General features: G+C 65.3%; 14 protein-coding genes. 2 read left to right on the top strand and 12 right to left on the bottom strand.

Going from position 1 to position 13,340, the window contains the following annotated elements; translation table 11 throughout:
• Positions 1–2: 2 nt before the first annotated feature.
• The 9 genes from LOY33_RS22570 to LOY33_RS22610 form a co-directional block, all read right to left on the bottom strand.
• A complete protein-coding gene (locus tag LOY33_RS22570; RefSeq protein ID WP_043863901.1) occupies positions 3–1,163 on the bottom strand; it encodes a D-alanyl-D-alanine carboxypeptidase family protein in 1,161 nt (386 codons plus the stop codon).
• Between the two features lie 135 nt (positions 1,164–1,298).
• Complete coding sequence (locus tag LOY33_RS22575; RefSeq protein WP_043863902.1) at positions 1,299–2,300, bottom strand: septal ring lytic transglycosylase RlpA family protein; 1,002 nt, start codon at positions 2,298–2,300, stop codon at positions 1,299–1,301.
• A complete protein-coding gene (mltB, locus tag LOY33_RS22580; RefSeq protein ID WP_043863903.1) occupies positions 2,300–3,310 on the bottom strand; it encodes a lytic murein transglycosylase B in 1,011 nt (336 codons plus the stop codon). The genes LOY33_RS22575 and mltB overlap by 1 nt, the downstream gene beginning before the upstream one ends.
• Positions 3,311–3,327: 17 nt before the next feature.
• Positions 3,328–4,431, bottom strand: coding sequence for a rod shape-determining protein RodA (gene rodA, locus LOY33_RS22585; RefSeq protein WP_043863944.1), 1,104 nt, complete (start codon positions 4,429–4,431; stop codon positions 3,328–3,330).
• A gap of 31 nt (positions 4,432–4,462) precedes the next feature.
• On the bottom strand, positions 4,463–6,415 hold the full coding sequence (gene mrdA, locus LOY33_RS22590) for a penicillin-binding protein 2 (protein WP_258660164.1): 1,953 nt from the start codon (positions 6,413–6,415) through the stop codon (positions 4,463–4,465).
• Positions 6,416–6,430: 15 nt separating this feature from the next.
• Positions 6,431–6,898, bottom strand: a complete 468-nt coding sequence (gene rlmH, locus LOY33_RS22595; RefSeq protein WP_010222895.1) for a 23S rRNA (pseudouridine(1915)-N(3))-methyltransferase RlmH — start codon at positions 6,896–6,898, stop codon at positions 6,431–6,433.
• Between the two features lie 9 nt (positions 6,899–6,907).
• Positions 6,908–7,333 (bottom strand): ribosome silencing factor, encoded by a 426-nt coding sequence (rsfS, locus tag LOY33_RS22600; protein WP_258660167.1) that lies wholly within the window; start codon positions 7,331–7,333, stop codon positions 6,908–6,910.
• Positions 7,334–7,377: 44 nt separating this feature from the next.
• Positions 7,378–8,064, bottom strand: coding sequence for a nicotinate-nucleotide adenylyltransferase (nadD, locus tag LOY33_RS22605; protein WP_043863906.1), 687 nt, complete (start codon positions 8,062–8,064; stop codon positions 7,378–7,380).
• A 2-nt stretch (positions 8,065–8,066) separates the two neighbouring features.
• Positions 8,067–9,338 carry a glutamate-5-semialdehyde dehydrogenase gene (locus LOY33_RS22610; protein WP_258660170.1) on the bottom strand — a complete coding sequence of 424 codons (1,272 nt, stop codon included), beginning with the start codon at positions 9,336–9,338 and terminating at the stop codon, positions 8,067–8,069.
• A 190-nt stretch (positions 9,339–9,528) separates the two neighbouring features.
• Between LOY33_RS22610 and LOY33_RS22615 the strand changes: the two genes are divergently transcribed.
• Together LOY33_RS22615 and LOY33_RS22620 are read left to right on the top strand one after the other, a co-directional pair.
• A complete protein-coding gene (locus LOY33_RS22615) occupies positions 9,529–10,221 on the top strand; it encodes a DNA-3-methyladenine glycosylase (protein ID WP_043863908.1) in 693 nt (230 codons plus the stop codon).
• Positions 10,222–10,225: 4 nt separating this feature from the next.
• Positions 10,226–11,542, top strand: a complete 1,317-nt coding sequence (locus LOY33_RS22620) for a bifunctional DedA family/phosphatase PAP2 family protein (RefSeq protein WP_054916340.1) — start codon at positions 10,226–10,228, stop codon at positions 11,540–11,542.
• Positions 11,543–11,545: 3 nt separating this feature from the next.
• Here LOY33_RS22620 and LOY33_RS22625 read toward each other — a convergent pair whose 3' ends face one another.
• The 3 genes from LOY33_RS22625 to LOY33_RS22635 are packed head-to-tail and all read right to left on the bottom strand — an operon-like array spanning position 11,546 to position 13,221.
• Positions 11,546–12,136, bottom strand: coding sequence for an LON peptidase substrate-binding domain-containing protein (locus tag LOY33_RS22625; RefSeq protein WP_043863910.1), 591 nt, complete (start codon positions 12,134–12,136; stop codon positions 11,546–11,548).
• Between the two features lie 9 nt (positions 12,137–12,145).
• Positions 12,146–12,856, bottom strand: coding sequence for an LrgB family protein (locus LOY33_RS22630; RefSeq protein WP_173925073.1), 711 nt, complete (start codon positions 12,854–12,856; stop codon positions 12,146–12,148).
• A 2-nt stretch (positions 12,857–12,858) separates the two neighbouring features.
• Entirely contained in the window at positions 12,859–13,221 is a 363-nt protein-coding gene (locus tag LOY33_RS22635; protein WP_043863912.1) for a CidA/LrgA family protein, read from the bottom strand.
• Positions 13,222–13,340: the final 119 nt, after the last annotated feature.

The following is a 13,340-nucleotide window of genomic DNA, read 5'->3' on the forward strand; positions in this document are numbered from 1 at the left end:
TATCAGTTGAACAGCCCGTAGAAGAATAGCCGAATGCTATCCCACGCACGACGCAGGAAACCACCTTCCTCCACGTCGTCCAGCGCGATCAGGTCGGCGCTGTGTACCACATTGTCATCCAGTTTGACTTCCACTTTACCGATCACGTCACCTTTGGCGATGGGCGCGGTCAGCTGCGGGTTCATGGTCATGCTTGCAGCCAGCTTCTTCAATTGGCCTTTAGGCAAAGTCATGCTCAGGTCTTCGGCAAGACCTGCCTTGACCTGGGCTGTCTTGCCCTTCCACACCGGCGCCTGGGCCAGTTCGGTGCCCTTCTGGTAGAAGGTCTGGGTCTCGAAGAAGCGGAAACCGTAGGTCAGCAGCTTCTGGGTTTCGGCAGCACGCGATTGCTCGCTGTTGGTACCGAACACCACGGCGATCAGGCGCATGCCGTCACGTACTGCCGAGGACACCATGCAGTAGCCCGCCTCGTCGGTGTGGCCGGTCTTCAGGCCATCGACGGTCTTGTCGCGCCACAGCAGCAGGTTGCGGTTGGGCTGCTTGATGTTGTTCCAGAAGAATTCCTTCTGCGAGTAGATCGCGTAGTGCGCCGGATCCTCGTGGATGATCGCCCGTGCCAGCACCGCCATGTCGTGCGCCGAGGAGTAGTGCTCGGGGTTCGGCAGGCCGGTGGGGTTCATGAAGTGGCTGTTGCTCATGCCCAGGTCGGTGGCAGTCTTGTTCATCATGTCGGCGAAGGCGTCTTCACTGCCGGCAATGTGCTCGGCCAGGGCGACGCTGGCGTCGTTGCCGGACTGGATGATGATGCCGTGCAGCAGGTCGCTGACGCTGACCTGGGTGCCGACCTTGATGAACATGCGCGAACCGCCGGTACGCCAGGCGTTTTCGCTGACGGTGACCGGATCGTTCTCGCCGATCTGCCCGCGACGGATGTCCAGGGTGGCGATGTAGGCGGTCATCAGCTTGGTCAGGCTCGCCGGAGGCAGGCGCTGGTCGCCATTGTTCTCGACCAGGATGTTGCCGCTGGAGGCTTCCATGAGCACGTAGGACTTGGCTGCCAGTTGCGGCGGCGACGGCATCATCTGCTCTGCCGCGAAAGCGGCAGGAGCGATCATCAGCGGTACAAGCAGGCAAAGGCGTTTGGCAAAGCTGGTTATGTTCATCCGTCTCTCGAAATGGCTATTGGGCTCATGCCCTCGCGGGCAAAACGTATTCCAGGCGCTGGGCCTGGCGAGCAAAACGGCCATTGTACATGGCTGCTCTGCCCGACTGCATGACAAACCGATCAGTCCCCCCGATCAGTCTGCCGTGACGACTTTGGGTTGCCCCAGGTTGGCCAGGCGCACGCTGTCCTGCATCTGCTGGGCCTCGCCCTGGCTGTTGATCGGCCCCAGGCGCACGCGGTGCAGGGTCTGCTGGTTGCGCACGATGGAACTGATGAACACCGGCGCGCTGACCATGCCGCTGAGCTTGGAGCGCAGCAGTTCGGCCGCATCCGGGTTGGCGAACGCGCCGACCTGCAAGTAAAGACCATTGCTGGCCGGCCCGCTGCCGTTGTTGGCAACCTGCACCGGCACCACGGCCGCCGCGTGCTGCTGCGGCGGCGGGGTCCATTGCTCGACGGTGCCGGTACTGGCCGGCAGCGGCTGGGTCTGGGCCACCTGGGGCTGGTTGAGCACCATCGGCGCCTGCTGACCACGCTGGGCCCACCATTGCTGCGGGTCGATGCCCTCGACGCGCACCCGGGCGGTACCGGTTTCGGCGTAGCCGAGCTTCTTGGCCGCGGCGTAGGACAGGTCGATGATGCGGTCCGAATAGAACGGACCACGGTCGTTGACCCGCAGGATCACGCTGCGCTGGTTGTCCAGGTTGGTCACCTTGACGTAGGCCGGCAGTGGCAGGGTCTTGTGCGCCGCACTCATGCCGTACAGGTCGTACACCTCGCCATTGGCGGTGTTCTGCCCATGGAACTTGGTGCCGTACCACGACGCCGTGCCCTCGGCGCGGTAGTTGCGCGAGTCCTGGATCGGGAAGTAGGTCTTGCCCAGCACCGTGTAGGGGTTGGCCTTGTAGTTGCCGGTGTGCACCGTTGGGGTGGCGTCGGGGATCTTCGAGACATCCACGTCCCACCACGGCGCGCCGTCCTTGTGGGCCCGGTTGATGTCCAGGCCCGGCTTGGCGCGAACCACGTTGCTGCCACCTTGCGGCGTCGGGCGGCTGGAGGAGCAGCTGACCAGCAACAGACCCAGGGCCGCGCAACCGATCAGTTTGAGAGATGTGTCAGTAAACAGTACGCGCATTACCTGGCGCCCCTTGCCTGGACCAGCTGATCCGAGAGTTGATGTACCGCCATGGCGTACATCACGCTGCGGTTGTAGCGAGTGATCGCGTAGAAATTCTTCAGGCCCAGCCAGTATTCCGGGCCGTTGTCGCCTTCGAGCCGGAAGGCGGTGACCGGCAGATCATCGCGCAGCGCATCATGACTCGACCAGCCCAGTGCCCGCAACTGCGCGACGGTCTTGACCGCCTCGATACCCGGGCTCAGGCCCTCGTCGACACGTTCGCCACGCACCTGGGCGCGGCTGACCACGCCCTCGCCGGCCACCCAGCCATGGCGCTTGAAGTAGCTGGCCACGCTGCCGATGGCATCGTCCGGGTTGGTCCAGATATTGATGTGGCCGTCGCCGTCGAAGTCCACGGCATAGGCGCGAAAGCTGCTGGGCATGAACTGCGGCAGGCCCATGGCGCCGGCGTACGAGCCCTTGAGGGTCAGCGGGTCGACCTGCTCTTCGCGGGCCAGCAGCAGGAACTCGCGCAGCTCCTTGCGGAAGAACTCGGCCCGCGGCGGGTAATCGAAGCCCAGGGTCGACAGCGCGTCGATCACCCGGTAATTGCCGGTGTTGCGGCCAAAGAAGGTCTCCACGCCGATGATCGCCACGATCACCTGGGCAGGCACGCCGTATTCCTTTTCGGCGCGCGCCAGGGTGGCCTCGTGCTGGCGCCAGAAGTCCACACCGCGGGCGATACGCGCGTCGGTGATGAACATCGGCCGGTATTCCTTCCACGGCTTGACCCGCTCGGCCGGGCGCGAGATCGCATCCAGGATCGACTGCTTGCGCTGCGCCTCGCGAAACACCGCCATCAGTTGCTCGCCGGCAAAGCCGTAGTCGCGGGTCATCTCGCCGACGAACTCGGCCACCTGGGGCGAGCCGTCATAATCGGCGGCACTCGCCTGCTGACCTGGGGCCAGCAGCCCCAACAGCCCGACCCAGGGGGCACAGCGAGCCACCCAGCCACGCATTGCTTGCATTGAATTGTTCACCTTATTCAAACTTGCGCGATCCATTTGCGGTGCGTATGAATCGACATCAAAACCCCAAACGCTGACAGCAGCGTCACGAGCGAAGTTCCGCCATAGCTGATGAAGGGCAGCGGCACGCCCACCACGGGCAACAGGCCGCTCACCATACCGATATTGACGAACACGTATACGAAGAAGGTCATGGTCAGGCTGCCGGCCAGCAGCTTGCCGTACAGCGTCTGCGCCTGGGCCGTGATCACCAGGCCGCGACCGATCAGCAGCAGGTAGATCAGCAGCAACGCGCAGATGCCCACCAGGCCGAATTCCTCGCCGAGCACGGCGATGATGAAGTCGGTGTGGCTCTCGGGCAGAAAGTCCAGGTGCGACTGGGTGCCGAGCAGCCAACCCTTGCCGAATACCCCGCCCGAGCCGATCGCCGCCTTGGACTGGATGATGTTCCAGCCGGTGCCCAACGGGTCGCTTTCCGGGTCGAGGAAGGTCAGCACGCGCTGCTTCTGGTAGTCGTGCATGACGAAGAACCACATCGCCACCGCCACCGGCACTGCCGCCGCCAGCACGCTGAGGATCCAGCGCCAGCGCAGCCCGCCCATGAACAGCACGAACGCGCCCGAGGCCAGGATCAGCAACGCGGTGCCCAGGTCAGGCTGGCGCACGATGAGAATGAACGGCACACCGATCAGGATCAGGCTGATCATCACGTGCTTGAGGTGCGGCGGCAGGGTGCGCTTGGCCAGGTACCAGGCGATGGTCGCCGGCATGATGATCTTCATGAACTCCGACGGCTGGAAGCGGATCACCCCGGGGATGTTGATCCAGCGCGTGGCGCCCATGGCGTTGTGGCCCATCACGTCCACCACCACCAGCAGGATCACCCCGCCGACGTACGCCAGTGGCACCCAGCGCGCCATGAAGCGTGGCTCCAGCTGGGCGATGACGAACATCGACACCAGGCCCAGGCCGAACGAGGACGCCTGCTTGAGCAGCATGTCCCAGTTCTTGCCGCTGGCCGAATACAGCACGAACAGGCTGCCGGCGGCCAGGGTCAGCAGCAGCACCAGCAGCGGGCCGTCGACGTGGATGCGCTGCAGGAAGCTGGCGCGGCGGCGCATCACGTCCTCGCTGGAGAGCATGCGATCGAAATTACTCTTCACTGGCCGTTTCCTGCGCGGTTGTAGGGTTGGCTGGCGGGGCGGCCGGGGTGGTCACCGACACATTGGTCGGGGCGCCCGCGGGGTTGGCGTATTCAGGCTTGAGGCGACCGTTCTGGTCGAGCAGCCAGGCGTCCATCACCTGGCGCACCACGGGGGCGGCCACGCCGGAGCCGGACTCGCCGTTCTCGACCATCACCGACACCACGATCTTCGGGTTTTCGGCCGGGGCGAAGGACACGAACAGGGCGTGGTCGCGGTGACGCTCCTGCACCTTGTTGCGGTCATACTTCTCGCCCTGCTTGATCGCGACCACCTGCGCAGTACCACTCTTGCCGGCGATGCGGTACTGCGCGCCGATGGCGGCCTTGCGCGCGGTACCACGGGCACCGTGCATCACCATCTCCATGCCGTGGGTGACCCTGTTCCAGTCGGCCTTGTCACGCAGCACGATGTCTTCCATCGGGTTCTCGTCCACCGGGCGCACGCCCTCGACGGTCTTGGCTAGGTGCGGGCGGTTCCACTTGCCCTTGCTGGCGATCAGCGCGGTGGCCTGGGCCAGTTGCAGCGGCGTGGCCTGCATGTAGCCCTGGCCGATGCCGAGGATCAGTGTCTCGCCGGGGAACCAGGCCTGGCGCCGGGTCGCGCGCTTCCAGTCACGCGACGGCATCAGCCCGGAGGATTCCTCGAACATGTCCAGCGCGACCTTCTGGCCGATGCCGAAGCGGTTCATGTAGGCCGAAAGCCGGTCGATGCCGACCTTGTGCGCCAGGTCGTAGAAATAGGTGTCGTTGGAACGCATGATCGCCGTGTCGAGGTCGACCCAGCCATCGCCGGTGCGGTTCCAGTTGCGGTACTTGTGGTCATAGTTGGGCAGTTGGTAGTAGCCCGGGTCGAACACTCGCGAGGTGGCCGTGACCGCGCCGGTGTCCAGGCCGACGATGGCCACTGCTGGCTTGATCGTCGACCCCGGCGGATACAGGCCGCGCAGTACGCGGTTGAACAGCGGGCGGTCGATCGAGTCGCGCAGCTCGGCATAGGCCTTGAAGCTGATGCCGGTGACGAAGGGGTTGGGGTCGAAGCTCGGCTGACTGACCATCGCCAGCACTTCACCTGTGTTCGGGTCGAGCGCCACGATCGCGCCACGACGACCGCCCAGCGCCGCTTCGGCGGCTTCCTGCAGCTTGATGTCCAGACTCAGGACGATGTCCTTGCCGGGGATCGGATCGGTACGCTTGAGCACCCGCAGCACCCGGCCACGGGCGTTGGTCTCGACCTCTTCGTAGCCGACCTGGCCATGCAGCTCGGCTTCGTAGAAGCGCTCGATACCGGTCTTGCCGATATGGTGGGTGCCACTGTAGTTGACCGGGTCGAGGGACTTGAGCTCTTTTTCGTTGATGCGCCCCACATAGCCGACCGAATGCGCAAAGTGCGCACCCTGCGGGTAATGGCGTACCAGCTGCGCCGCCACCTCCACACCCGGCAGACGGAACTGGTTCACCGCTATCCGGGCGATCTGCTCTTCGGTCAGCTCGAACAGGATCGGTACCGGCTCGAAGGGCCGACGCCCCTGGCGCATGCGTTTTTCGAACAGTGCCCGGTCGTCCTCGGTCAGCTCCAGCACCTCGACGATGGAGTCGAGCACCTGCTGCCAGTCACCGGAACGCTCGCGGGTCATGGTGAGGCTGAAACTTGGCCGGTTGTCGGCGACGATCACCCCGTTGCGGTCGAAGATCAGCCCGCGTGTCGGCGGGATCGGCTGCACATGCACCCGGTTGTTCTCCGACAGCGTGGAGTGGTAGTCGTACTGAATGACCTGCAGGTAGTACAGCCGGGCGATCAACACGCAAATCAGCAGCACGATCGCGACTGCGCCGACCACGACGCGGCTACGCACCAGGCGGGCGTCTTTCTCGTGGTCCTTGAGGCGAATCGGCTGCGACATTGAAAAGGCTTACGACTATTTGTGGTAAGGGTGCCCGGACAACACGGTCCAGGCGCGGTACAGCTGCTCGCCGATCAGTATCCTTACCAACGGGTGCGGCAAGGTCAGCGGCGACAGCGACCAGCGCTGCTCGGCCCGCGCACAGACTTCCGGCGCCAGCCCTTCGGGGCCGCCGACCATGAAGTTGACGGTACGCGAGTCGAGGCGCCAGCGGTCCAGTTCGACCGCCAGCTGTTCGGTGCTCCACGGCTTGCCGTGCACCTCGAGGGTGACGATACGCTCGCCCGGCTGGACCTTGGCCAGCATGGCCTCGCCCTCCTGACGGATCAGGCGGGCAACGTCGGCATTCTTGCCGCGCGTGTTGAGCGGTATCTCCACCAGCTCCAGGGACAGCTCCGACGGCAGGCGCTTGGCATATTCATGCCAGCCGTCCTCGACCCATTTGGGCATGCGCGAGCCGACCGCGATCAGACGCAGACGCACGGGGCTACCTTATTCCTGGTCTTTGTTGAGCTTGGCGAAGTGCTCGTGGGTGTGCTCCGGGCTGTGGTGCTTGCCATCGGCGGCACGGCTCTGCTCGGCACCTTTCCACAGGCGCTCCAGGTCGTAGAACTGACGGGCCGAGGCGGTCATCATGTGCACGATGACGTCGTCCAGGTCCAGCAGCACCCAGTCGCTGTCGCCCTTGCCTTCTTCGCCCAGCGGACGAACGCCCTTCTCCTTGACCATCTGGCGGACCTTGTCCAGCATCGCGCTGATCTGGCGGTTGGAGGTACCGGTGGCGATGATCATGTAGTCGGTGATGCTCTGCTTGTCGCGAACGTCGATGACCAGGACGTCCTGGGCCTTGACGTCTTCAAGGGCAGCTACCGCGACCTTGACCAGCTCTTCGCCTTTAACCATTTCTTGCTTGCTCATATAAAACTCATTCAACTCGTAGGTATGAGGCGCCGTTGGCGCACTCAGTTCGGCACACGGTACAGGCCGTGCGCATCGATATAGGCCAGTACTGCGTCCGGCACCAGAAACCGCACCGACTTGCCGCTGGCCAGCAGCTGTCGGATCTGCGTGGCCGACACCGACAAGGGTGTCTGCCAGACGAATGCTATGTGCCCGGCCGGCCCCTGCAGGGCTTGCGGGTCACTCACCGAACGTGCGGCCAGCAGGTTGCGCAGGGCATCCGGCGACTCGACGTCGGCATCCGGGCGCTGAAGCACCAGGATATGACAGTGTTGCAACAACTCTTCCCAGCGATGCCAGCTCGGCAGGCCGCAGAATGCGTCCCAGCCCAGCAGCAGGAACAACTGGTCGTCAGCGGCCATTTCGGCGCGCATCAGCTCCAGCGTATCGATGGTGTAGGACGGCTTGTCCCGGGCCAGCTCACGCGCATCGACGCTCAGCAGGGGCACGCCCTCGACCGCGCGTTCGACCATGGCCAGGCGATCCTGCGCCGACACCTGCGGCATGTCGCGGTGCGGCGGGCGCGCATTGGGCATCAGGCGCAGTTCGTCCAGCGTCAGCACTTCGGCCACCTCCAGCGCACTGCGCAGGTGACCGATGTGCACCGGATCGAACGTGCCGCCGAGCACGCCGATGCGCCGGGCGGGCGACGGCGTGGCAGCAACGGCGAGCGGGCTGTGCTCGGCCAAGGTCAGAACGACTCCTGACCGCGCAGCTGGCCGTCACCGATCACCACGTACTTCTCGCAGGTCAGCCCTTCCAGGCCGACCGGGCCGCGTGCATGCAGCTTGTCGGTGGAGATGCCGATCTCGGCCCCCAGGCCGTACTCGAAGCCGTCGGCAAAGCAGGTCGGGGTGTTGATCATCACCGACGAGGAGTCGACCTCGGCGGTAAAGCGCCGGGCCTGACCCTGGTGTTCGGTGACGATCGAATCGGTATGGTGCGAACCATAGTGGTTGATGTGCTCGATGGCCGCATCCAGGCCATCGACCACGCGAATCGACAGAATCGCCGCCAGGTACTCGGTGCTCCAGTCGTCTTCGCTGGCCGGCAGCGCCTCGATGATCTGCCGGGTGGGCTCGCAGCCCCGCAGCTCCACGCCCTTGTCGCGAAACTGGCTGGCCATCGCCGGCAGGAACGCCGCGGCGACCGACTGGTCGACCAGCAGGGTTTCCATGGCGCCGCAGATGCCGTAGCGATAGGTCTTGGCGTTGAAGGCGATGCGTTGGGCCTTGTCCAGCTCGGCGTGCTCGGCCACGTACACGTGGCAGATGCCGTCCAGGTGCTTGATCACCGGCACCCGTGCGTCGCGGCTGACCCGTTCGATCAGGCCCTTGCCGCCACGGGGCACGATCACGTCGACGTACTCGGGCATGCTGATCAGCGCGCCCACCGCCTCGCGGTCGGTGACCTCGACCACCTGCACCACCGCCGCGGGCAGGTCGGCCTCGGCCAGGCCGCGCTGGATGCAGGCGGCAATGGCACGGTTGGAATGAATGGCTTCGGAGCCGCCACGCAGGATGGTGGCGTTGCCCGACTTCAGGCACAGGCTGGCAGCGTCGATGGTCACGTTGGGGCGCGACTCGTAGATGATGCCGATGACGCCCAGCGGTACGCGCATCTTGCCGACCTGGATGCCGGAGGGGCGATAGCTCATGTCGCGGATGGCACCGACCGGGTCCGGCAGGCTGGCCACCTGGCGCAGGCCGACGATCATGCCGTCGATGCGGGCCGGGGTCAGCGCCAGGCGCTCGAGCATGGCCGGCTCCAGACCATTGGCGCGACCGGCAGCCAGGTCCAGTTCGTTGGCGGCACCCAGCTCGGCGCGGGCGGCGTCCAGGGCATTGGCGGCAGCGTGCAGGGCGCGGTTCTTCTGCGCGGTGCTGGCGCGGGCAATCACGCGCGCGGCCTCACGGGCGGCGCGACCCAGGCGGGTCATGTAGTCAAGAACGGACTCAGTCATGGGCTCAGTGTCTTGGCGGAGGGGAAAATCGGCTGATTATAACTGTCATGCAGGTATACGCCCAGCGGTGTCAGGCGGATGGTCGAAAACAGTGTATGAAGATGTACCGTAGCGCGTCCCTTCGCCGGCAAGGCCGGCTCCAGCAAAGCCCCGCCGCCGACCCGGACCATAAATTGCTATTATCGCGCCCATGACCGAATTCGCCCCCTGCCCGCCCCGGGCCCTCCCCGACAGCTTCTTCGACCGCGACGCCCAGACCCTGGCCAAGGCCCTGCTCGGCAAGGTAATCCGCCATCGTCAGGGCGAGCTGTGGCTGTCGGCGCGCATCATCGAGACCGAAGCCTATTACGTCACCGACAAGGGCAGCCACGCCTCGCTGGGCTACACCGAAAAACGCAAGGCCCTGTTCCTCGATGGCGGCCACATCTACATGTACTACGCCCGTGGCGGCGATTCGCTCAACTTCAGCGCCCACGGCCCCGGCAACGCGGTGCTGATCAAGTCGGCCTACCCCTGGGTGGATGCCGTCAGCGACCACAACAGCCTGGCGCAGATGCAGCTGAACAACCCCGACGCCAGCGGCCAGCCGCGCGCCGATCAGCGCCTGTGTGCCGGCCAGACCCTGCTGTGCAAGGCCCTGGGGCTGAAAGTCCCGCACTGGGACGCCCAGCGTTTCGACCCCGAGCGGCTGTTCGTCGAAGACTGCGGCATAACCGTGAAACACATTATTCAGACCACACGCCTGGGCATTCCCCAAGGGCGCGACGAACATCTGCCCTACCGTTTCGTCGACGCCGACTTCGCCGCGCACTGCACCCGGAACCCACTGCGCCGTGGGCAAGTCGAAGGCCGCGACTATTTCTTACTGACACAAGGAAACTGACACCATGGGCCCATGGCTCGACAGCCTGACCGGCTGGCTGACCGCGAACCCGCAATGGCTCGGCCTGGCAATCTTCATCGTGGCCTGCGTCGAATGCCTGGCCATCGCCGGGCTCATCGTGCCCGGCACCATCCTGCTGTTCGCCGTGGCGGTTCTCGCCGGCAGCGGCGCACTGGGCCTGAGCGAAACCCTGCTGCTGGGCTTTCTGGGCGGGCTGCTGGGCGATGCGATTTCCTACACCCTGGGCCGGCGCTTCCACCAGAACATCCGGCGCCTGCCGCTGCTGCGCCACCACCCCGAATGGATCGGCAGCGCCGAGAGCTACTTCCAGCGCTATGGCATCGCCAGCCTGCTGGTGGGGCGCTTCATCGGCCCGCTGCGGCCGATGCTGCCGATGGTGGCGGGCATGTTCGACATGCCCTTGCCACGCTTCATCGCCGTCAGCCTGTTGGCAGGTGCCGGCTGGGCGGTGGCCTACCTGCTGCCCGGCTGGGCCACCGGCGCGGCCATGCGCCTGCCGCTGCCCGAAGGGTTCTGGACCGAAGCAGGCATCATCGCCGCCGGCCTCGCACTATTGATCGGCCTGAGCATCAGCACCAGCCTGCGCAGCAAGCGCTACGGCACACGGCTGATCGCCGGCCTGAGCCTGGTAATGCTGGCTGCGGTGTTCATCGGCTGGCCGTACCTGAACGATTTCGACCAGGGCCTGATGACCCTGGTGCAGGAACACCGCCGCGCCACGCTGGACGGCACCATCGTACTGATCACCCGCCTGGGCGACTTCCGCACGCAGTTCGTGGTGGGCGGCGTGCTCACCGGCCTGCTGCTGCTGAGCCGGCAGTGGCGCCCGGCGATCTTCGCCGCCTGCACGCTGATGGGCACGGCGCTGGCCAACGGCACACTCAAGTGGCTGTTCGCCCGCGCGCGCCCCGAAGTGCTCAGCGACCCGCTGACCTCCTACAGCATGCCCAGTGGCCACAGTTCGGCGTCATTCGCGTTCTTTCTGACGCTGGCGGTGCTGGCCGGTCGTGGCCAGCCGCCACGCATGCGCCTGACCTGGATTCTGCTGGGGTGCCTGCCGGCGATGTCGATTGCCCTGTCCAGGGTCTACCTGGGTGCACACTGGCCCACCGACATCCTCGCCGGCTCGCTGCTGGCCTGCTGCGTGTGCGCCGCCAGCCTGAGCCTGGTGCAGCACCGCGAGCCGCTCGGCGCCATGCCGCTCAAGGTGTGGTGGCTGATCCTGCCGGCCTGCGCCGGCACTCTTGCGTTCTTCGCCCTGCATGCCTTGCCCCATGCCCTTCTGCGCTACCAGTACTGAGACCTAGGCGAACAACTCGCCCTGCAGCCGCTCGAGCAGCGCCTGGATCGCGTCCAGGCGCTGGCGGGGCGAATCGATGGCCAGCAGGTCGAGCTTGTCTTCATCCTCGAAGGGCAGCAGGTAGGCCAGCTGGTTGGCCAGTGCCTGCTGGCCGATGACCTCGACCGGCATGTCCAGTGCCGCCACCATCGGGTGCTCGCCTAGCGCGCCGAGCAAGGCCAGCAGGTCGTGATCGTCCTCCTCCAGGGGGGCGTCGGGCTGTTCGCTGCGCCAGTTCACGTCGGCCAGCAGCAGTTGGTCCTTCTGCACCTCGTAGGGGCCGACATCGAAGCGCCGCACACCTTCGACGCGAATGCCCAGCAGGCCGTTGTCCTGCTGCTGGAAGTCGCGTATCAACGCCTCGCAGCCGATTGTCGCGAACCCCGACGGGGCATTGCCCACCTGCTCGCCTTCGAGGATGCACACCACGCCGAACCCGCCGCCCTGCTTCATGCAGCGGCCGATCATGTCCAGGTAGCGCGCCTCGAAGATCTGCAGGTCGAGCTTGCAACCGGGGAACAGCACGGTATTGAGTGGAAACAGGGGCAATGTCATCGAATATCCTCAGGCAACCAGGCTGACCGCCAACGGCAGGAACACCGCCGTGACCACTCCCATCAGGCTCATGCCCAGGGCCGCGAAGGCCCCGGTTTCCTCGCTTTCTTCCAACGCCACCGCCGTGCCCACCGCGTGCGCACTGATGCCCAGTGCCATGCCGCGAGCTTCCGGGCTGCTCACCCCGCAGGCCGACAGCAGGGCCGGGCCGAAGATCGCCCCGATCACCCCGGTGATCAGCACGAACACTGCCGCCAGCGCCGCCACCCCGCCGATCTGCTCGGCCACCAGCATCGCAATCGGCGAAGTCACCGACTTGGGCGCCATGGTCATCAGGATCATGTGTTCGGCACCGAACCACCAGCCCAGCAACAGGCAGGCACAGGTCGCGACCAGGCCGCCGATTACCAGCGTAGTCAAGGTCGGCCACAACAGCTGGCGAATACGCCGCAGGTTCAGGTAGAGCGGGACCGCCAGGGCCACGGTGGCCGGGCCCAGCAGGATGTTCATGATTTCGGTGCTCTTGCGGTACTCGGCATAGGACACGCCGCACGTCACCAGTACACCGATCACCACCAGCATCGATACCAGTACCGGCTGCAGGAAGATCCAGCGGGTCTTGTCGTAGGCCGCCAGCACCAACTGATAGGCCCCCAGGGTGATACCGATGCCGAACAGCGGGTGGTGGATGACCGCATCGAGGGCGCCGTGCCAGTCCAGGCTCATGGCTTTTCCTCACGACGGGCCTGACGGGCAATCATCTTCTGCATGAGCACGCCACAGAACGCCAGGGCGATCAGCACCGACAGCACCAGCGAACCGACGATGGCCCAGAAGTCGGCAGCAATGTCGGCGGCGTACACCATCACCCCCACCGCCGGCGGCACCAGCAGCAACGGCAGGTAGCGCAGCAGGCTGCTGGCCGCCTCGCTCAACGGCGCACTGACCTCGCCGCGCAGCATCAGGTACGCCAGCAACAGCACCAGCCCGATGATCGGCCCCGGCAGCATCGACAGAAACAGGTGATTGATCGCCGTCCCCAGCAACTGGAACAGCACGAGCCACGTCAAACCACGCAACAACATTGCACTTCTCCCTCAGGCCTGGCGGCCATTATAAGCACGCTAACGACTGGTCTATACCCCGATATTCGCTGAAACAACGGTCACTTGACCGCATCCGGTCGGCGTGCTGATCTTAAGCA

It is taken from the genome of Pseudomonas sp. B21-036, from assembly GCF_024748925.1.
GTDB lineage: Bacteria > Pseudomonadota > Gammaproteobacteria > Pseudomonadales > Pseudomonadaceae > Aquipseudomonas > Aquipseudomonas palmensis.

Bases quoted from the DNA above. Each gene is read 5' to 3' on its own strand.
- LOY33_RS22570 (WP_043863901.1), bottom strand. From the start codon at position 1,163: ATGAACATAACCAGCTTTGCCAAACGCCTTTGCCTGCTTGTACCGCTG.
- LOY33_RS22575 (WP_043863902.1), bottom strand. From the start codon at position 2,300: ATGCGCGTACTGTTTACTGACACATCTCTCAAACTGATCGGTTGCGCG.
- mltB (WP_043863903.1), bottom strand. From the start codon at position 3,310: ATGCAAGCAATGCGTGGCTGGGTGGCTCGCTGTGCCCCCTGGGTCGGG.
- rodA (WP_043863944.1), bottom strand. From the start codon at position 4,431: ATGCGCCGCCGCGCCAGCTTCCTGCAGCGCATCCACGTCGACGGCCCG.
- mrdA (WP_258660164.1), bottom strand. From the start codon at position 6,415: ATGTCGCAGCCGATTCGCCTCAAGGACCACGAGAAAGACGCCCGCCTG.
- rsfS (WP_258660167.1), bottom strand. From the start codon at position 7,333: ATGAGCAAGCAAGAAATGGTTAAAGGCGAAGAGCTGGTCAAGGTCGCG.
- LOY33_RS22610 (WP_258660170.1), bottom strand. From the start codon at position 9,338: ATGACTGAGTCCGTTCTTGACTACATGACCCGCCTGGGTCGCGCCGCC.
- LOY33_RS22615 (WP_043863908.1), top strand. From the start codon at position 9,529: ATGACCGAATTCGCCCCCTGCCCGCCCCGGGCCCTCCCCGACAGCTTC.
- LOY33_RS22620 (WP_054916340.1), top strand. From the start codon at position 10,226: ATGGGCCCATGGCTCGACAGCCTGACCGGCTGGCTGACCGCGAACCCG.
- LOY33_RS22625 (WP_043863910.1), bottom strand. From the start codon at position 12,136: ATGACATTGCCCCTGTTTCCACTCAATACCGTGCTGTTCCCCGGTTGC.
- LOY33_RS22635 (WP_043863912.1), bottom strand. From the start codon at position 13,221: ATGTTGTTGCGTGGTTTGACGTGGCTCGTGCTGTTCCAGTTGCTGGGG.